We start from the raw sequence: 19948 nt of genomic DNA, 5'->3' as shown, positions 1-19948 counted from the left end.
TCCGCCTCAGATAGCCAGACGGTTCAGCCGACGCTGCCGCCCGTAGGTGAGGTTGACGATGGCGCGGGTCACGATGATCGCCGTGAACATCGAGGCGATGATCCCGATCGACAGCGTGATCGCGAACCCCTTGATCGGGCCGGTGCCGAACAGGAACAGCACGAGCGCCGCGATCAGCGTGGTCACATTGGCATCCGCAATCGTGGTGAACGCGCGATCATAGCCCGAGGCGATCGCGGCCTGTGGTGACAACCCGTTTCGCAACTCTTCGCGTATTCGCTCGAAAATCAGCACGTTGGCATCGACGGCCATACCCACCGTCAGCACGATCCCCGCAATGCCCGGCAAGGTGAGTGTCGCCTGCAGCATCGACAACACCGAGACAATGAAGATCAGGTTCAACGCAAGCGCGACGTTCGCGATCACCCCGAACACCCGGTAGTACAGCACCATGAAGATCATCACGGCGATGAAGCCGATCACCACCGACTGCATACCGCGATCGATGTTCTCCTGACCGAGGCTCGGGCCCACCGTACGTTCTTCGACGATCGACATCGGCGCGGCGAGCGCCCCGGCGCGCAGCAACAGCGCCAGGTTGCGGGCCTCGCGGCTGCTGTCGAGTCCGGAGATCTGGAAGCGACGCCCCAGCGGCTCGTTGATGCGTGCGACGTTGATTACCTCTTCGCTACGCGAGGTGCGCATCACCTGCTCACCGTCTTCCTCAACGGTCTCGGTCGAGGTCTCGATGAACACGGTGGCCATCAGCCGACCGACGTTGTCCGAGGTCACGCGGGAGAAAATCCGCGCACCCTGACCGTCCAGATTAATGAACACCGCCGGACCGCCCGTATCCTGGGCAATGCCCGAGGAGGCATCCGTGATGTAGTCACCGGTCAGCATGACCTGACGCTGCAGCAGCACCGGTGTCCCGTCGCGTTCGTGGTAAAGACGCGTGCCCGACGGCGCACGCCCGGTCTCGTCAGCCTCCCGCGCATCACCGCTCTCCGACACGAGGCGGAATTCCAGCGTCGCAGTCGCGCCCAGGACCTCCTTTGCCCGTGCCGTGTCCTGCACGCCCGGGAGCTGCACCACAATCCGGTTCTCGCCCTGCTGAGCGATGATCGGTTCCGCCACGCCCAGCTCGTCGACCCGCGAACGCAGCGTGGAGATGTTTTGCTGCAGGGCCTGACGACGCAGTTCCGTCAGGTGGTCGTCATCCAGCGTGGCTACCAGTCGGCTGGTGTCCCCGGACCCACGCGACTCCCAGACCAGTTCCTCGCGATACTGGCGCTGTAGCCAGCTCTCGGCCGCTTCGCGGTCCGCCTCGCTCTCGAACATCACGGTCAGATCGCGGGAGCCGCGTTCCACGGTGTCGAACGAAATACGCTCTTCCCGCAGGCGTCCGCGCAGCTCGTTCGAGTAACGCTCCATCGCGGTACCGATCACCGCGTCCAGGTCCACTTCCATCAGGAAGTGGACCCCGCCACGCAGGTCGAGGCCGAGAGCCATGGGCTGGCCATTGATGGCTCGCAACCAGCGCGGGGTGGCCGGGGCCATGTTCAGGGCGACGGTGTGATTGTCATCCAGCGCGTTGCGCAATATCTCGGCAGCGGTGGACTGCTCGTCTGTGGTCTCGAAGCGCAACAGGATCTGGCCGTCGTCCTGCTCCTCGACCGTGTGCGGCGTGACGCCCTGGGCGCCCAGGATGGTGCCCATCAGTTCACGGATGTTCTGATCGATCTCGCCGGTGGTCGGGTTCCCGATCTGGACCGACGGGTCCTCCGGGAACAGGTTGGGCGCGGCATAAAGCCCCGCGCCCAGGATGATGACGACGATCAGGGCGTACAGCCACGCCGGATAGGAATTGCGCATATTCGAAGACCCTAGAGGTCCTTGAGGGTGCCCTTGGGCATAACCTGTTGAACCGACTGCTTCTGCACGGCGATGTTCACGCCATTGGCGATGTCGACCTTGATGAAGTTCTCGCCTACCTCGGTAATCGTGCCGGCCACACCGCCATTGGTCACGATCTCGTCACCCTTGGACAGCGACTCCACCATCGACCGGTGTTCCTTCGCGCGCTTGCTCTGCGGGCGAATGATCAGGAAGTACATAATCGCGAAAAAGATCAGGATCATGATCAGGAATTCGATCATGCCACCACCGGCGCCACCACCGTCCTGGGCATGCGCTGCAGAAATCAGAAAATCCATTGGAACACTCCCGTCTAGCGAATCGGTTCAGGGCCGCCGGGCCTGGCGCCCGGCGCCCGCGAGACCCGTGACCGGGCTCGCGAAAATTGCCGCGCGGATTATGGCACAGGCGGCACTTCCATGCCGCGCCGACCATAGAAATCGGCGACGAACGCCTGAAGCGTGCCCGCCGCAATCGACTCGCGCAGGCCGCGCATCAGGTCCTGGTAGTAATGCAGGTTGTGGGTCGTCGCCAGGCGCGACCCGAGAATCTCGTTACATTTGTCGAGATGTTTCAGGTAAGCCCTTGAATAATTGCGGCAGGTGTAACAACCACACTCCGGATCGATCGGGCCCGTGTCGTCACGGAAGCGCGCATTACGGATACGCAGGACCCCTTCCCGGGTGTACAGAAATCCATTGCGTGCGTTGCGGGTAGGCATCACGCAGTCGAACATGTCCACGCCGCGGCGCACGGCTTCCACTATGTCCTCGGGCCGCCCCACGCCCATCAGGTAGCGCGGGCGGTCCTCCGGCAGTAGCGGCAGGGTCACATCCAGCGTGGCGAGCCGCTCATCTTCCGGCTCGCCCACCGACAGCCCGCCGATCGCATAGCCGTCAAAGCCAATCTCGCGCAGACCGGCGGCTGATTCCCGACGCAGCGCCGGGTACATGCCACCCTGCACAATACCGAACAGTGCCGCCGGATTGTCACCATGCGCCTCGCGCGATCGCGCGGCCCAGCGCAGCGACAGCTCCATCGACTTGCGCGCCTCGTCCTCGGTGGCCGGATAGGGCGTGCACTCGTCGAAGATCATCACGATGTCCGACCCCAGCTCGCGCTGGACCCGCATGGACGACTCCGGCGTCATCAGCACTTTCGAACCGTCCACGGGCGACTGGAAACGCACGCCCTCCTCGCTGATCTTGCGCATCTCGGCCAGCGAGAAAACCTGGAATCCACCGGAGTCGGTCAGGATCGGTCCTTCCCAGTGCATGAAGTCATGCAAGTCACCATGTGCCCGGATCACTTCGGTACCCGGCCGCAGCATCAGGTGGAAGGTGTTGCCCAGGATGATCTGTGCCCCCAGCTCGCGCAGCTCCTCCGGGGTCATAGCCTTTACGGTCCCGTAGGTCCCCACCGGCATAAAGGCGGGCGTCTCGACTTCACCACGCGGAAACCGCAGTCGGCCTCGGCGTGCCGCGCCATCCTGCCCCAGGTGTTCAAACTCCATCGTGTTCCTCCCGGACGCTCGGCGGCAGATCCGCGGGATCGCCCGGCGCCAACCACATGGCATCCCCGTAACTGAAAAAGCGATAGCGATTCGCGACCGCATGGGCATAGGCGTCCAGGATCCGCCGATATCCTGCAAAGGCGGCTACCAGCATCAGCAGCGTGCTCTGCGGCAGGTGGAAGTTCGTCACCATCCGGTCCACGACGCGAAAACGATATCCGGGCTGGATGAACAGTCGTGTTTCACCCTGAAAGGGCTTAAGCCCGCCCTCCGCCGCGGCCGTCTCGAGCGACCGTACACAGGTCGTGCCCACAGCCACCACGCGCCCGCCACGCGCTTTGCAGGCCGCCACGGCGGCACAGGCCTCCGGCCCCACCTCCAGCCACTCGGCGTGCATCTCGTGGCGCGAGGTGTCGTCCACCTTCACCGGCTGAAAAGTCCCCGCCCCGACATGCAGCGTCACCGTGGCCGTCTCGACCCCCTGCGCGCGCAGCCGGTCCAGCAGTGCATCGTCAAAATGGAGCCCAGCCGTCGGCGCCGCCACCGCGCCCTCCTTGCGGGCGAACACGGTCTGGTAGCGTTCGGCATCGCTGCCCTCGTCCGCCCGCTCGATGTACGGCGGCAGCGGGATATGACCATGCTGCTTCAGCAGTGCGAGCATGTCGGCGCCGTCCACCAGACGCAGCCGGAAAAACGGCCCCTGACGATCCGTCACCTCCGCCGTAAAGGCATCCGCCAGGTGGAGGCAGGTGCCGGGCTTCGGTGCCCGACTGGCCCGCACCATCGCCAGCACCTGGGTCGGTGACTCGATCCGTTCTACGAGGACCTCGACCTGCCCACCGCTCGCCTTCTGCCCGAAGACCCGCGCCGGGATCACGCGCGTGTCATTCAGCACCAACAGATCGCCCGGCCGCAGCAGTGACTCAATCGCGCCAAACGCGGCATCTTCCGCCCGTTGGTCTTCCAGCACGAGCAGGCGCGAGCTGGCTCGCTCGGGCAGCGGATACTGGGCGATCAGCTCCTGCGGGAGCTCGTAGTCGAAATCGGAAACACGCATGGCGCGCGATGCTACCACGCACCGGCGCCCTGAATGCGGATCAAGCGAAGGCGCAATCTCCCTTGCCACACCCTGCTCGTGCGCTACACTAGCGCCTCGAAAGCCGGGATGGCGGAACTGGTAGACGCGCCGGATTCAAAATCCGGTTCTGGCAACAGAGTGCGAGTTCGATTCTCGCTCCCGGCACCACCTCTTTATCTCGGGCCCTCCGCCAGGCTCGAAACCGCGCACCTGGCCGGTGTAGCTCAGTTGGTAGAGCATCTGATTTGTAATCAGAGGGTCGCAGGTTCGACTCCTGTCGCCGGCTCCATATCGCACACAGCAAAAGGGCCAGCCGAAATGGCTGGCCCTTTGCTTGTCTGCACTCCCGCGGGTCGGTCCTAGCGGAAGATGCTTTCGTGGCGGGCTTCGCTCATCTGCGGCGCATCCGCCGGGCAGACCGACTCCGGATCAATCCGGGCGGCATCATCCACGAGCCCCAGCTCGGCAGCAGTCGGCATGTCGCCACGCGAGATATCGAGATACTCGAGCAGTCGGCCCATGCCATTCAGCGCCCGTGCCTTGGCGATCTCCATATCGTGCTGGGCGTTGATGTAGGCACGGCTCGCCTCGAAGTGCTCGTTCTCGGTGTCGAGCAGATCCAGCAGGCTGCGCTGGCCAATGCCGAACTGCTGACGATAGGCGGTACGCACGCGGTCGGACGAGTCCCGATGCTGGCGCAGGAAGCGCAGCTGACTGTCCAGCGAACGCATGTCGTTGTAGGCCACCGACACCGTTTGGCGCACATTGCGGCAAACCGACTCTTGCTGATCGCGCGCCTGGTTGAACTCTTCGGTGAACTGGCGGACCCGCGCCTGGTCAGTGCCGCCGCGGAACAGGTTCCACGTCATCACCACCAGCGCCGAGGTGTCATGGATACGGATGTCCTCACGTTCGAGCACATCATTCTCGTAGGCATGACGCAGTTGCAGGTCCAGACGCGGATGGAAGGCCGAACGGGCCACGTTGCGCTGTTCCTGGGCCGCTTCCATGTTGCGCAGCGAGGCGAACATGGCCGGGTTCTTGGTGATGGCCTCGGTCAGGGCCTCCTGAACCGTGCCGGGAATCGGCTCGTCAGAGAAGGTCCCGACCAGATCCACCCGGTCGTCAGCGGGCATCTGCCCTACGATCCGGTAGTACCGCGCATTCACGTCGTGCAGATTCTGGCGCTCGGTCAGCAGGTTGGACTCGGCCAGAGCCAGACGCCCCGAGGCCTGCTCGAGGTCAACGCCCCGGCCCACGCCGCGATCGGTCTGGTCCACGATCTGGTCGTAAACCTCCTTGTGCGCGTCGTAGTTCTCCTGCGCCAGGTCGACCAGGGCACGCTGACGCTGGACATCGGCGAAGGCCCGCACGGCTTCCAGTGCGATCTCCTCGGTTGTTTCGCGCAGCTCGAAATAACGCACCCGCTGAATCTCGCCCAGGCGGCTCACTTCGCTTGCGGTCTCGAAGCCGTCGTAGAGCATCTGCGTCAACGTAATGTCCACGCCCCGCGGATTGCGCGAGAAAGAATCAAAATTGTCGTCGCTGGAGCGCTGGCGCTGATACCCGGCACGGGCGTTCAGGTCGATCTCCGGCAAAAAGCGCCCGCGCGCGCCGGTCTGCTCTTCCCCGGAGGCACGAAAGGCATGCCAGCGCGACTGCACATCGGGGTTGGAAAGTACCGCTTCCATCGCGGCGTCACGCAACGGCTCCGGTGCCTCGGCCTGCGCCGAACCACCCACTACCATCGCCACGGCCGCCGTCAGGGCCAGCAAACCACCTTTGCCAACCGCAGGCCTAATTCGGTTCATCATTTTTGTCCTCCCATAAAACCTGTTCGCCCACTCTTTTTGTCACCGAGCCAGCGCATACCGCTAACCGGAAGAAACGCTTATGTACGCCTCACACATTTGAACGATAGGCCTAAGCCCTTACCCGCGCAATCATTTTTGAAATGGTTCACATAACGGCAAACAAACGCCTGATAAGGCGAGAAACACCGCACAGCACTACGCTTGGGATTTATGTTTGTGGCTTTCCACAAAGGCGTAGCCCATCATTCGGGAAGTAGTGCTTTTTTCAGCCACCGGAGAGCGCGCCGACGTGCCTGGCATCTGGCCCCGCAACCCGTCCCGACTGATACGGCGCGCAAGCCTCGTGCTTGTGCTGGTCGCCGGGGCGTGGCTGCTGGGCGCCAGCCATGCAGGCCTCGACAGCTTCGCCCAGCTCGAGCAGGTTGCGGCCGACCGATATGGGCCGGAGACCGCCGAGCGCGTGCGGCGCTGGCGCGAGCTGCTGGAAGATCTCGCTGATGAAGACGAACAGACCCAGATCACGCGGGTGAACGAGTTTTTCAATCGTCAGCTGCGCTACCAGGACGACCAGGTCACCTGGGGCCAGGAAGACTTCTGGGCCACCCCCCTGGAGGCCTTGGACAAGGGTGCTGGCGACTGCGAGGACTACTCCATCGCCAAGTACGTCAGCCTGCGCAAACTGGGTATCCCCGATGAACGCCTGCGGCTTTTCTACGTCCGAGCCCGCCTTGGCGGGCCTGGAAGCCATCTCAGCCAGGCGCACATGGTTCTCGGCTATTTCACCGACCCGCGAGACGAGCCCAAGGTCCTGGACAACCTGGTGACCCGAATTGAACGCGCCTCCCAGCGCGACGACCTGACGCCGATCTTCTCGTTCAATAGCGAGGGACTCTGGCCCGACGGGCAGGCACAGTCCGCGGCCGACCCTACGGCACGCCTGTCACGCTGGCGCCGCGTCCTGGAGCAACTGGACGAATACGGCCTTGATCTCGACCGACCCATTAACTCGACCCCGGAATGAGGGCGCAGTCATGACGCTGAGAAAACAACTCTGGATCGCGGTAGCCATCATCATGCTGCTGGCGTTACTGGTCAGCATCGTGGTGAGTACCCTGTCGGCCCGCAACTACCTGGCGCAGCAGCTGCTGACCAAGAACATCGACAACGCCGCATCCCTGGCCTTGTCGCTTTCCCAGCTGCCCAAGGACGAGACCACCGTGGAGCTGCAAATCGCCTCGCAGTTCGACACCGGCCACTACCAGCACATCCGGCTGATCGATCCGACCGGCGACCTCATGATCGAACGCCGCAACCCCGAGCCACCCCAGGGCGTGCCCGAATGGTTTGTCGAGCGCCTGGCCTTCAACGTGCGCCCCGGGGTCGCGCATGTGTCCGATGGCTGGTCTTCGTTCGGCACGCTGATCGTCGAGAGCCAGACGAATTACGCCTACGAGGCCCTGTGGGACGGCACCCTCCGCCTCACCGCGATCTTTGCCGGCGGTTTGTTGATCATCGGCCTGATTGGGTCGTTCCTGCTCGGCCGGCTGATTCGGCCTCTGAAGCAAGTGGTGGAACAGGCCGAGGCCGTCGGCGAAAGGCGGTTCGTGACCACCCCGGAACCCCGCACCTGGGAGTTCCAGGCACTGGTCCGCGCCATGAACCGGCTGACCGAGCACGTCCGGATGATGCTGCAGGAAGAATCCACGCGTTTAGAACGCCTGAAAACTCGCCTTCAACACGATGATGTAACGGGCCTTTTGAACCGCGAATCCTTCCTGGCCCGATTCCAGTCGACCCTCGAAAATCGGCACGCCGGTTCCGCCGGGAGCTTTGTCGTCCTGCGCGTCGCCAGCCTGCCCGAGCTCAACCAGGCGATCGGACACGACAAGCTGGATGAGCTTCTGGCACGCATTGCCGAAGTCGCGGAACAACAAACCAGCGTGACCGATTACGGCGCCGCAGGGCGCCTCAAGGGTTCCGATATTGCCGTCTTTGGCGACGGCATAGGGGACAGCCGCCGTTTTGCCGAGTCCCTGCTGACGGCGATCCGCGCGGAGCTGGGCCCCAAAGCTCCCGAAGCCATGGCCTTGCATTTGGCCGGGACGCCCTACCACCCCGACGACACCACCGGAGAGGTGCTCAGCCGCGTCGACCAGGCGCTGGTCCGCGCGGAACTGGAGCCGGGCGATTCCATCGCCGAAGAACCTCATGCCGTGCTGCCACATGCCAATCAGAACGAATGGCGCACCGCGATCACCGTGGCCATGGCCACGCATGGCGTGAAGCTCGCGCGATTCCCGGTGATAGACGCCGACCACCAGCTGATGCACCACGAAGCGCCGATGCGCCTGCTGCTGGATGGCGAATCGCGCCCGGCGGGCTATTTCATGCCTTGGGCCGTACGCCTGGACCTGATCCGGCAGCTGGACGACGCCGTCCTCGATGCCGCCATCGATCAGCTACGAGCAGGAAACGAGCGCCTCGCAATCAATTTGTCGGTCGACAGCCTGCAGGACACCGACTTTCGCCAACGCCTGGAATCCCGCCTGGCCTCCGACCCGGAAGTGGCCGGTCGACTGTGGCTGGAATTCCCGGCCCGGGGCGCCCTGGCGCATCCGGCCGAACTGCGCGACCTGTGCCGTATCGCGCGTGTCACGGGCTTCGTGGTCGGTCTAGAGCACGCGGGGCCGGAGGCGTTCCGCTCACACGACCTTACCGCGTATGGGCTGCATTACGTGAAGCTGCAGGCCTCGCTGATCCAGGGTGTCCATCGATCCACGGAGACCCAGGCGCTGATTCGCGGGCTTTGCACCCTCGCGCACTCGATCGGCATTCTGGTGATCGCCGAAGGCTGCGACAGCACCGACGATATCGAGCCCCTGATGGAGCTTGGGATCGACGGCGTGACCGGCCGAGCCGTTCAGTCCCTCAAGGCTTGATCGCCACAAAAAAGCCCCGCCAACAATGGCGGGGCCTCGCGGATACCAACGAACCGCGCGTTCTACTGGTCGATCTTTAGCTGGTCGTTATCCAGCAATGCCTGGATGATGACATCGGAGCTGCCGCCCAGATCAACGCCCTGCAGCGTGATGATCTGATCCGCATTATCCCCGTTCGCACCCAGCTGCCCGGTGGAATGCACGAACAGTACGGTATCGCCTCCCTGCGATTCTGCATACAGATACTGACCCAGCTCGCCTGCCTCCTCGCCCTGCAAAAGGTCCGAGAGGTCCAGAACATCGCCACTGCCGTTATCCGATAGCTTGAAGTCGGTAATGACGTCATGGGCGGCGGGAGTGCCATCCATCGCCTGATCGCCAAAGAACCAGACGAAGGTGTTGCTGCCGCCACCCCCGGTGAGCGTATCGCTGCCCGCACCACCGATGATCACGTCGTCACCATCACCCCCGATGATGCTGTCATTCCCGGCACCGCCATAGAGCAGGTTGTTACCGCCACCCCCGATCAGGGTGTCGTCGCCCGTACCGCCGAACAGAATGTCGTCGCCGTCATTGCCGATCAGCGTGTCGTTGCCGGCACCTCCCAGGAGCATACCCTCGGTCCCGGCTGCCACCACCAGCTCCACCCCGTCATCGTTTGCAGCCTCCTGGATGACGTAATGGTCGGGTGCCAGTTGCAGCTTGATCGCGTCGGTGAGCGTGATGCTGTCGCCGTCACCGTCCATGATCGCCAGATCCAGCCCGAAGTCGAGCGGGCTGCCAATCGGACTCGATGTCAGCCCGCCAAATCCACCGATCTGGAAGCGGCCGCCGCCAGCATGATGATATTCGACACTGTTCAGGCCATCCTCGGCGAACACACCAATGGTCGTGCCGGACTGTACACCCTCGAACACCGCGTGATCGCCCACCAGACGGATCGAGAACAGATTCCCCGATAGCGAGAAGTTCTCGGACTGGTTTTCTGCCCATCCGGTCATGTCCACGGTGTACGTCTGCCCGCCGTACTCGACAAAGGCACCCGTGATCCGTACCGGATCACCATCGCCCACCCGGTTATTGCCATCCGGGTCGTTGAAGGCCTCGACCCGAATGGTGGTGTCATTCGCCGTCGAGATCCGCGCGGAGGCACCGTCGACCAGTACGTGTCCGTCGAACATATGCCCTGGGTTCGCCGGGTCGTATCCCGCACCGTTCGGCGGGATCCCGGAGGCGTTTTCGACATAGTCCACCCGCATCGCCTGGCCGCTGCTCACAAACACGTTGCCGACGCCGCCCTCGTTGGAGTTCGTGTTCACCGAAGTGGCGCCGACCGGAGTCAGCAGGATGTCCGGGAAGCCGTCCGCGCCCGTGAAGTAGTTGTAGTATCGGTTGCCGGCATCACCTGCCAGAGAATAGCCACCATCATCGACCGAGAACCGCTGTTGCTCGTCGAGCGGCTGAACCAACTCGAAGTCATAGGTATCCGGGCCTTCCGGGTCCAGGTTGAGGCTGGCGGTGAACACCTTGGCCGCTAGCACGTCGGGATCATCCGCCCCGCTCCCGCCGGAATGGGTCGACCCAACCAGCGTCTGGCCATCGCTGGTCACGTAGTAGTACACCTGCTGCCCGCCCGATGTGAGACCCGATACGTGCCCGTTGGCATAGGCGAACTTCACTGTACCGCCCGGGTCGGCACCGAAGTTGTCGTCGACCCGGCCGTCCAGGTCCAGACGCACACCCTCGATCTTGCTGAATGCACTGTCGGCATCGTTTACCAGGAAGCCCAGATCGGGGACGATCGGGGTCGGCCCGTCATCCACAAAGGACAGCGCACCGCCCAGCGGGATTGCTTCCGTCGACAGGACCGCATAATCACCATCGCCGTCCGTTGCCGTCGCCGTGGCGGTCAGCGTTACCAGACCACCCAGCGTCTCGATGGCATTCGGGTCGCTGCTGCCCGTATGGTCCATCGGCCGATACAGCGTAAGTTGCAGTACGGCCTCATCCGCCTCGTTGGTCGTGATCTGCAATACGAACACGACCTCCCCGTCCGCACTGCCCGTGATCGTCTGGCCATCCTCCGAGAGCGTCAGGCTGATCGCCTGCCCCTGGCTGAACAGGCCGGTGGAGCCATCCTCGGCCGCCAGACCGGCCAGACCCAGCGCATAGGCCCAAGTCAGCTCACCGGGGCCGTCGGCGCCGTAGTTCACCTCGACCTCGAACAGGCCGTCCAGCACGATGGCGTCCGTACTGGCGCCATCCACGGTCTCGTCGTCACGCACGATCAAGCCGAGATCTCCTAGATCGAATGTGATCCCCGCGCTATCAAAGGCCGGCCCATCGTCCGCAAACCGGAGCAGCTCACCCAGATCGGCATAGGCGTAATCCTTCGCCCTGTCTCCATCCCCGTCTGTGAGCGTGACCTCGCCCCGCAACACGATCTGGCCGGACGACAGCGCCAGGACATCCGCCTCGAAGTCTTTGCCATCCTTGGAAGCATGATCCACCGGCTGGTACTGACTAAGCACCAGTTCGTTCGTATCGCCATCCAGCCAGACTCGAAACACGGTGTTGCCATCGTCGATCGACTCGGCCGAAGTCGCCGTGGTCCCGATGATCATGCCCCCGACGGCAAACAGAACAACCGCAGTGCCCCCACTGGACAGGCCCCGCTTGTCGCTGCCATCCCCACTGGTGGCCTGCTGCCCGGCTACGCCGTCCTTCAGGCTCAGGCTGTACGCCCACTCCTCTGCGTGTTCGCTCGCCGAGCCATCCGCTCCGAACGTGCTGTCCTCACCCAGCCGGAAAAAATGCGCAAGCGAAACACGGTCCTCTCGGCCGTCCGGATCCTCCAGGGTTCCACCTTCCAGTGCCGCATCGGAAGTCTGAAGGGTGATGCTGTCCAGCGAAGCCACTTCGACTGCCGGGCTTGGCCCGTCGTCGACGATCGCCAGCAAAGCGCCAAGATCGACCGTGGCCAACGCGCTATCGCCCGCCGCGTCCGTGACGACCGCAGTCAACGTAATGCCAGTACCCGCCAGAGTCAGCACATCCGCCGAGTCGGTTGCATCGGGGTGCATCACGGCCAGCATCTGTGTAAACGTCACCACGCCCGCCGCATCGACCGAGACGGTGAATGCCAGGGCACCGGTTCCGGTCACGCCCTCGATTACACCCGCGTTGTTAACCAGGCTGATCGGCTCGCCGCTGATCGTGGTTACAAGGCCCGTGCTCGCTGAACCGGCCAGCCCCAGTCCGTAGGCCACGCCACCCGGACCATTCGAGCCGTAGTCGACCAGGAAGGCTCCCGAGAAATCGACGGTGGCCACTGAACCATTGGCCGCGCGCAGGTCCGTTTCATTCACGAGCAAGGCGCGCCCGCCGAGTTCGGCCTCAATCACGCTGATCGAAGGGGGGGTACTCGGCACATCTGGCGTATCAGCCGGTACCGCGGGCGAAGCCGGCAAGGGGGCGCCGTCGAGGCGGAACTCGGGCTCGCCGAAAAGGTTGGAGGGGAATTCATAGCCAACCGGGCTGATTTCTTCGACGTTCCGGGCAATGCGCACAAAGCTCACACCGCCCTCGCCACCACCATCAAGACCCGCCGCCGGCGCCTCCAACAGCCCGTCCAGGCTCTCGCCCCGTTCCAGCGCAGCAATAATCTCCTCGACCGTGGCTTCACCTAGCTGCGACTCCATCGGATCTGCCCCAGCGGACTGCGCGAGGTCGTCCGTGATCGTCGCCTGCTCGCCTTGCGCAAGGGTAAGTCCGGACCCATCCGGAAAGGCCAATTCGATCAGGCCGTCTGACTCTGCGATCACCTCCTCGCCCACATATATCGGATCACCCGGCTGCAGGACTCGAACATTGCCGGCCTCATCGCGTGCGAAGGCAGTACCGATGACATTTTCAACGATGGCAACAATGGCTTGTTGATCCATGGCCGTATCCCTCGTCATGCACCCCACAGTGGGATGCTCATGACTTACTGAATACGCCCGGCGTCAAAATCCCGTTAGCTGTACTGAAGTACAGGGGATGAGTTTCTCCATACACCCGTCAAAACGATGGCGGTCTCGCCTCATACAAGGACACAAAAAAGCCCGGGTCCGCGATGCGGCCCGGGCATGTTCCATCGGGGAGTGAACGCCTTACTGATCGATGGTCAGGTGGCCGTTCTCGATCAGCGTCTGGATGAAGTCATAGGACGAATCGAAACCCTCCATGCTGACCCCTTCCAGCGTAATCGCATAATCAGCGCCGCCCGTGTCCGACCCAAGCATGCCGCCCGAACTGATGTGGAGCACGGTATCCTCGCCCTGCGACTCGGCCATCAGGTACTGGTCGATGGTCTCCCGGCTCGCACTCGACAGCAGCTCGCCGAGCGTAATCTGGGCCGCACTACTCTCGCTTTCCAGGCTGAATCCCTGGATCACAAACCGAGCGGGGTCATCCGTCGTCCCCTGCCCGCCTTCCGCGACCACGAAGATGTCCTGATCCGAGTCCACGGTCAGGAAGTTCGCGCCAAAGTCATCGGCTTCTTCGAGCGCCTCCACCGACTCGGTGGCGAGGGCTTCCTCGGCTCCGGCAGGATAGAAATCGGCATCTTCGCCCTCGCCAACCTGGACCGACAGATCAACCGGTCGAACCGAGAACTCGCTTCGATCGCCGCTCCCTCCCGAGCCTGTGCTGCCGCCCTGGAACGCGATGTAGGAAAACGTCTCGCCGCTCAGCTCCAGGAAACCGTCTTCGTTCACATCCGCGGCAAGATCACGAGCCTCGCCGATGCGCACTCCATCGGCATCGTAAAGGTGATACGAGCCGCCATTGATCGCACCTTCAATCTGGAACACTGCTGTATCCGTGGGGCTGACCAACGTAAACAGCAGGGCCTCGCCAAATTCGATCGCGTTCGGATCATCCGATGCCGACTGATGGTCGATCGCAAAGAACCCGTCCTGATGCGATACCGCGGCACTCTGCGCGCCCGTCGACTTCAGGTTGTTCGCGTTCGCCATCGTGCCCTGCACATCACTGGCGCCGACCACATGAGCCGAGGCAAACAGATCCGGCCCGGGTTCGGGGGGTTCTTCCCCGCCTGGTTCGGGAACCCGCGCAAAAGCGCTGTCGGTATCCACCAGACTGGGGAGATCCACCAGTTCGATCGTGCCCTCCACGATCACGTTCAACTGGTTACCGTCCACCACACCTGCCCGGATTGCGGCCGCCCCGGCCTCGGTCAGTACCACCACCCAGTTGCCCGCCCCATCCTGAGCGAGCGCAAGATACGCCGTATCGCCGCCGACAATGCTGTAGACGATTGCGCTGGCTAGAGCGGGGTCCAGCCCATCCAGATTCAGGGTATGGGAAACCTCGAAGACCACATCGCCCGCAGCCGCATCGTTCGCGTCGTCATAGCCGTATCCGGCCGCCACGGATACCGACACCGTTAGCGTCGGGTTGGCGGTCACCGGAGGGGGCGGCTCAACCGGTGGTTCTACTGGTGGCTGCCCGGGAGGCACAACCGTGTCCGCCGTTTCTCCTCCCGGCACCGCGACGGTCTCGCCCAGAGCATCGGGACGACCGAAGACGTTTTCCGGAAAAGTGTAGTTAATCGGCTCTACTGGCTCGTTAATGCGTGCGACACGCACGAAACCGCCGCCATCGCTATCACCACCTTCGAGACCGGCCGCCGGTGGCGCAATCAGCGCATCCAGTGACTCACCACGCTCCAGGGCCGCAATCACTTCTTCCGCCGTCGGAATCTCTGGATTGTCCGCACGGCCGCTATCCGCCAGAGCTTCGCCCACCAGGACCTGCTGACCCTCACCGAGCGACAAGACACCACCTTCCATTGCCTGCAGATCAGCCGACGCCCCCTGCAGTGGGATCACCTCTTCCCCCGCATACACGGGATCGCCGACGGCGAGCACCCTGGAATTGCCGTCGACATCTCTCGCAATCACAGTCCCGGTCAATGCCTGGACGGTGGCCACTACCGTATTCACTGCCATCGAATCCCCCTCATGCGCCAGCCCTCAAGACCGGCTCAAACAGACGCCTTCGCGTCCATAATCGATCCAACCTCAGTGCCTGGTCTGGGTCCATCGCCACCGGCACACCGCTGTGCATGACACGTGATGTTCTAGCCAGCCTTTTCTAGAGAAGGCCTTCGTCGTCTTCCATCAAATTCAGTCGCCGAGCCGAAGCCCGAAGATCCTTGCGGCCCAGCAGCTTCTGCTGCGCCGCATCCGGAAGGTCCGTAAACCGGATCACACCCTTGTACGTGAGCACCTCCACCAGGTCCTCCAGCACACGAATCAGCTCCAGATCCGAGGCCTGCAACGCGGCGGGCGCAGGCTCAGCATTATTTCCAGCCAAGAAGCCCAGAAGTTCCGGCGACTCGGCCGCCATAAACTCCGCACACTCGGCATTCGCGTCCCGACTCACTAAGTCAATCCTGCCTTCTGCATCCCGTCTCACATACATAGGCCGCCTCCCGGCCGCTCGGCATTCCAGTACCCAGCCTACACCCTCAGACACGGGAAAGCCCCGCCGATTCGGACCGGCGGGGCTTCTTCCCGTTCGACCAGTTACTGGTCGATCTTCAGCTGGTCGTTATCCAACAATTGCTTGACGAATTCAGCCGAATCCCTGCCGTCCATGCTAACGCCCTCCAACACGATGGACTGATTGTGCGCCCATTCACCATTGCCGTTATTCGCGTTACCACTATTGCCCGGCGACGTGTCGCCCTCCGTTCGTACATACAGAACCGTGTTGCCTTCGCCATCCTCTACCGCGAGGATGAACTCATCGACATTGTCGGAGTCCGCTCCGACCAGCAGGTCCGAAAGGTCCAGCCGGTCAGCATCCCCTTCGCCAGTAAAACCTTGTTCCCAATCGACCGTGAAATCTCGCACCACATCCTGCGGCATTTCGTCGGGATCAAAGTCGTCTCCGGAGTTCCCTGGGCCGGTCGACGGGACGTCCCCGGCCACATCACCGGGCCAGATAAACGTATCGGCACCGTCACCACCGATCAGGATGTCATTGCCGGCACCAGCCGCGATCTGATCCGCACCCGAGGTGCCCACCAGGATCTCGTCTACCTCCGTACCCGCAATGGTTGCACCCGGCTCGAGATCGTCACCCCAGATCACCTCCACATCCGGGCTGTCGATACGGATCGAAAGGGTCGCAACCGCTTCGTCACCGTTCGGATGCGTCAGCTTGTAATCGAAGGTCTCAATGTTCCCGGCGTTGGCAACATCATTGGATGCCGTATAGGTATACGTCCCGTCCTCCGCGAGGGTCAGTGAACCAAACTCCCCGGCCACCGTATGTTCGCCATCGACTTCGACGAATCCATCGCCATCGAAGACGCTCAGGGACGTCGAATCGCTTCCTGGCTCATCGGAATTGCCTTCGGCATCCTCATCCGTAATCACATTCCCAGTAACCGTGTTAGACGCCTGCTGGTCTACCACAATCTCCGAGAATCCGACCTCCCCGCCCCAAGAGATGGGACCAAAGCTCCCGCCGTTGGTTTGCTCCCCAACCAGTTCCAGTCGGTAAGACCCCGAACTCAGGTCCTCGGGTAGGTCCAGCGGCACGTTCAAGTCGGAACCATCTGAAGCCTTTCGCGTGATAACATCACTCGCAAGAAGTTGTTCACCTTCAACAATGTCGTCTTGGTAGAGCGCCCACGTGAATTCGGCTTCGCCCTGAGAAATGATCCCTGCCCAAAGGCTGAACTCCGCAGCCATAGAGACCGAACCCGTATAGCCCTCACTTATCGTGAACTCGCGAGTCTCTGTCCAATCCGTCGCTTTCTCACGACCGCTCAGGTGTTCTTCCAACGACTCGCCGACATAGGCCGTATTCAGATTATCGACCGCGCTCACTGCACTGGCGTAAACGACCTCCGTGCTGTCGACATCCACGTCGCTCCATACGCCATCCGTGGAAACTGCTTGCGCCGACACCTCGATCTCATCGGATCCAGCATCGGGACGTACCGTCAATCCATCGATATCGGCCGGGTTCACCGTATAAAGGCCATCGACCGCTGACTGTACGTTGCCGTTGACCAGTAGTTCGCCGCCCTGTACCTCCAGCTGGTAGTAGTCGATCTCGCCCGGGTCATCGATACTGCCGTCGAGCGAAACCGTGTAGATAGTGGACGTGACATCCAGCTGCCCCTGGATGTTGCTGACATCGACGACTTCGTCCGGATGCGTAGAACGCACCTCGAACACAACCTCCGCTCGACCGTTCTCATCCAGCGTCACCGTCAGCGACTCGTCCTCGGCAGGGAACACGGTGCTATCCGAATTGGCCGGGTCGTACCACGAGGTCTCGTAGAGCTCCTCGCCGTTCACAAAGACCTTAAAGGTGTCCCGCGTACCGCCACGATTCTCCCAAGACGGAAGCCCATCCGGGTTTCCATCTTCCCAGCCACCTTTCGCTTGCTGCGTCCAGCTGAGGTTGAAAGTTTGCCCGGCATTGGTCTGCCCAAAGTCGAACATCAGTGTCTCGGTATCCGCCGGCGGATTGGGATCGTTAATATTCCCATCACCGGAACCGCCGACACCCAGGTCCGCGAAACCATCCTTGAGGACAGTCTCCTGGCCCTCCTCGGAATCGACCGAAACCGAAACCGTCGGAATCAACAGGGTCTCGACCTCAGGCAAATCGACCAGCGCAGGATCAAAGATAATCGGAATCTCATAGCTGGCGGCATCACCATCACCATCTTCCGCATGGAAGGTCACCGGAAGTTCAAAGCTCTCCGATGCATCCATGTAAGTCCCGGACATACCCTTGATGTTGTATTGGTTCCCGCCCGAGGCTCCCAGGAAACGGATCTCGTCAAACCCACCTGGCTCACTAATCGACAAGCTGTTACCGGACCCCACGAGGTCGCCATCGCGGTAGATCTCCCAGCTCGGCGTACCCTGGTTCCCCATCGTGAAGTCAAGATCCGTGACGTGCTGATTAAAGCTTGCGGACAGGGTTTGACCGCCACTGATTAGGTTGTTCGCGACACCAATACCGCTTCCAGACCAATTGACGGCTCCATTATCCGACGCAAACTGGACTTCCAAACCGTTGTCGAAGACAAACAGGTCATCGTCGATTCCACCACCAGCGGTCAGGCTTTCTTCGTCGAAACTGCTCCGTGCCACCGGGTCGATCGGCTCCAGCACACTGATGTTGTAGCCACCATCAATACCCGCCTGAATCGTGAAGACCGGGTCTCCATTTGAATTGAGAGCGGTCAGTGTCGCCGTATCGGCGTCAAAACTGGACGTTAGCTTGTCGCCTCGCGAGGTCAGAAGGACTTCATCCCCATCGAGCAGCGCCACGAGATACCCGTCGTTATCAACGGATAGTTCTATGTCCTGAATGAATGCCCCATCGACGTCCGCACCGATGTTGAGCCCGTTGTTGCCTTCTACCGGGCTGTCGGTTATCTCACCGGTAAGGGTAATTCCTTCACCGTCCTTGAATACGGGCGCATCGTCGCGGATCAACACGTCGATGGTGTCATCGGCAACCTGGCCGTTATCGTCGGTCAGCGTGACCGCGATCGAGTCCTTCCAGTCCAGATTACGACCCTGACCCTCGGGATGCTCGATCGGCTCGCGGAACTCCAGATCGAAACTCACTTCCCCGGTATCGCTATCGAAACCATTGAGGGTCAGCAGATTGCCATTGTCGGTTTCGATACCTACCGTATTGGATTCGCCAAGCGCTTCGAGTTGTTCGAGCGTCAAAAGCACAGAGCCATTTTCATCGGTGGCCCCGGCGGTGTTGCTCCCACTCAAGGTTCCTGCGATTGCCAAGCTTGCGATCCCTGCGGGCGCATTGAGCGCGAAGCTGCCCGACTTCACCAACTGAGCGGGATCTGGATTCGTGCCGTTCTCGAGATGCTTCTCGTCGAAGAAGAAATCCTTCTCGCCCAATCCTGTGATTTCCGGCCCCGGGACCGGAACCACTGTGACTGCGGACGCCTGACCAGTCAGCTCGAACGGATTCACCCCGTCCTCGGCGATGGTCACCGAGCCTTCGACAGTCGCGTCGAGCTCGTTCCCCGAGACCTGGCCGTTACGGACGGCAGCAGCTCCGTCCTCGGTCAGAACCACGTTGTTACCATCCAGCGCGAAATAACCGTTGCTGTCCTCAGTCAGCGACAGGGCAATGTCACCCGCCAGGTTGCCATCGATGCCGTCCAGGTCCAGATCCGTGGTGACTTCAAACACCACATCGCCCGCGCCCGCCGACTGCGGCCAACCCTCGGTAGCACCATCCGCCAGGGCAAGATCCACCGTCAGCTCCGGATTCGGCGCCGGCACTTCGCCCACCGACGCATCATCCACGCCGGTCACCGTAAAGCTGTTGGCCTCGTCCTCACCGATCACCTGCGTGCCCGTTACCGTCACGCTGGCTCCCGCCGGATCGAACTGACCATTACGGATCGCCTGCGCACCGGCCTCGCTCAGCACCACCGCATCACCGGCTTCGTTCAGCTCGAAGTACCCCTGCTCATTGCCTCCGGTGATTTCATAGCTCACCTCACCGCCCAACTCCGGATCGATCCCGGCGTAGTCGGTTTCGCTGCTCAGCGTGAATGCCAGCTGCCCTTCCGAGGCCTGGTCACTGCTCTCCAGATCCAGTG

At 62.2% G+C, this 19948-nt stretch carries 11 protein-coding genes and 2 tRNA genes; 4 read left to right on the top strand and 9 right to left on the bottom strand.

Annotated features, from left to right (window positions below):
• Window positions 1–6 precede the first annotated feature (6 nt).
• The 4 genes from secD to queA form a co-directional block, all read right to left on the bottom strand.
• Window positions 7–1875, bottom strand: coding sequence for a protein translocase subunit SecD (secD, locus tag F791_RS0109705; protein ID WP_018139380.1), 1869 nt, complete (start codon window positions 1873–1875; stop codon window positions 7–9).
• A gap of 11 nt (window positions 1876–1886) precedes the next feature.
• Window positions 1887–2216, bottom strand: coding sequence for a preprotein translocase subunit YajC (gene yajC / locus F791_RS0109700; RefSeq protein WP_018139379.1), 330 nt, complete (start codon window positions 2214–2216; stop codon window positions 1887–1889).
• Window positions 2217–2314: 98 nt separating this feature from the next.
• Complete coding sequence (gene tgt, locus F791_RS0109695) at window positions 2315–3430, bottom strand: tRNA guanosine(34) transglycosylase Tgt (RefSeq protein ID WP_018993884.1); 1116 nt, start codon at window positions 3428–3430, stop codon at window positions 2315–2317.
• On the bottom strand, window positions 3420–4487 hold the full coding sequence (queA, locus tag F791_RS0109690; RefSeq protein ID WP_019592503.1) for a tRNA preQ1(34) S-adenosylmethionine ribosyltransferase-isomerase QueA: 1068 nt from the start codon (window positions 4485–4487) through the stop codon (window positions 3420–3422). The genes tgt and queA overlap by 11 nt, the downstream gene beginning before the upstream one ends.
• 102 nt (window positions 4488–4589) lie before the next feature.
• Between queA and F791_RS0109685 the strand changes: the two genes are divergently transcribed.
• Window positions 4590–4676, top strand: a tRNA-Leu gene (locus F791_RS0109685).
• 45 nt (window positions 4677–4721) lie between these two features.
• Window positions 4722–4797, top strand: a tRNA-Thr gene (locus F791_RS0109680).
• A 70-nt stretch (window positions 4798–4867) separates the two neighbouring features.
• Here the strand turns inward: F791_RS0109680 and F791_RS0109675 are convergent.
• Entirely contained in the window at window positions 4868–6256 is a 1389-nt protein-coding gene (locus tag F791_RS0109675; protein ID WP_026333021.1) for a TolC family outer membrane protein, read from the bottom strand.
• Between the two features lie 409 nt (window positions 6257–6665).
• Here F791_RS0109675 and F791_RS0109670 point away from each other — a divergent pair, with 409 nt between their 5' ends.
• Complete coding sequence (locus F791_RS0109670; RefSeq protein WP_019592501.1) at window positions 6666–7343, top strand: transglutaminase-like cysteine peptidase; 678 nt, start codon at window positions 6666–6668, stop codon at window positions 7341–7343.
• 10 nt (window positions 7344–7353) lie between these two features.
• Window positions 7354–9261: a LapD/MoxY N-terminal periplasmic domain-containing protein gene (locus tag F791_RS0109665; protein ID WP_019592500.1), complete on the top strand. Its 1908-nt coding sequence runs from the start codon at window positions 7354–7356 to the stop codon at window positions 9259–9261.
• A gap of 62 nt (window positions 9262–9323) precedes the next feature.
• On the opposite strand, the gene F791_RS0109660 is transcribed toward F791_RS0109665, so the two are convergent.
• From F791_RS0109660 to F791_RS0109645, 4 genes are all read right to left on the bottom strand, one after another.
• Complete coding sequence (locus F791_RS0109660; RefSeq protein WP_019592499.1) at window positions 9324–13205, bottom strand: retention module-containing protein; 3882 nt, start codon at window positions 13203–13205, stop codon at window positions 9324–9326.
• Window positions 13206–13415: 210 nt separating this feature from the next.
• Window positions 13416–15278 (bottom strand): retention module-containing protein, encoded by a 1863-nt coding sequence (locus tag F791_RS0109655; RefSeq protein WP_026333020.1) that lies wholly within the window; start codon window positions 15276–15278, stop codon window positions 13416–13418.
• A 145-nt stretch (window positions 15279–15423) separates the two neighbouring features.
• Window positions 15424–15753: a hypothetical protein gene (locus F791_RS0109650; protein WP_012982708.1), complete on the bottom strand. Its 330-nt coding sequence runs from the start codon at window positions 15751–15753 to the stop codon at window positions 15424–15426.
• A gap of 104 nt (window positions 15754–15857) precedes the next feature.
• Window positions 15858–19948: type I secretion C-terminal target domain-containing protein (locus tag F791_RS0109645; RefSeq protein ID WP_019592497.1), on the bottom strand; the 4091-nt coding region annotated here is incomplete at its 5' end.

The organism is Thioalkalivibrio sp. ALRh (assembly GCF_000381425.1).
In the GTDB taxonomy this organism is placed as follows: Bacteria; Pseudomonadota; Gammaproteobacteria; order Ectothiorhodospirales; family Ectothiorhodospiraceae; genus Thioalkalivibrio.
This window is presented reverse-complemented; position numbering and strand designations above follow the sequence as displayed.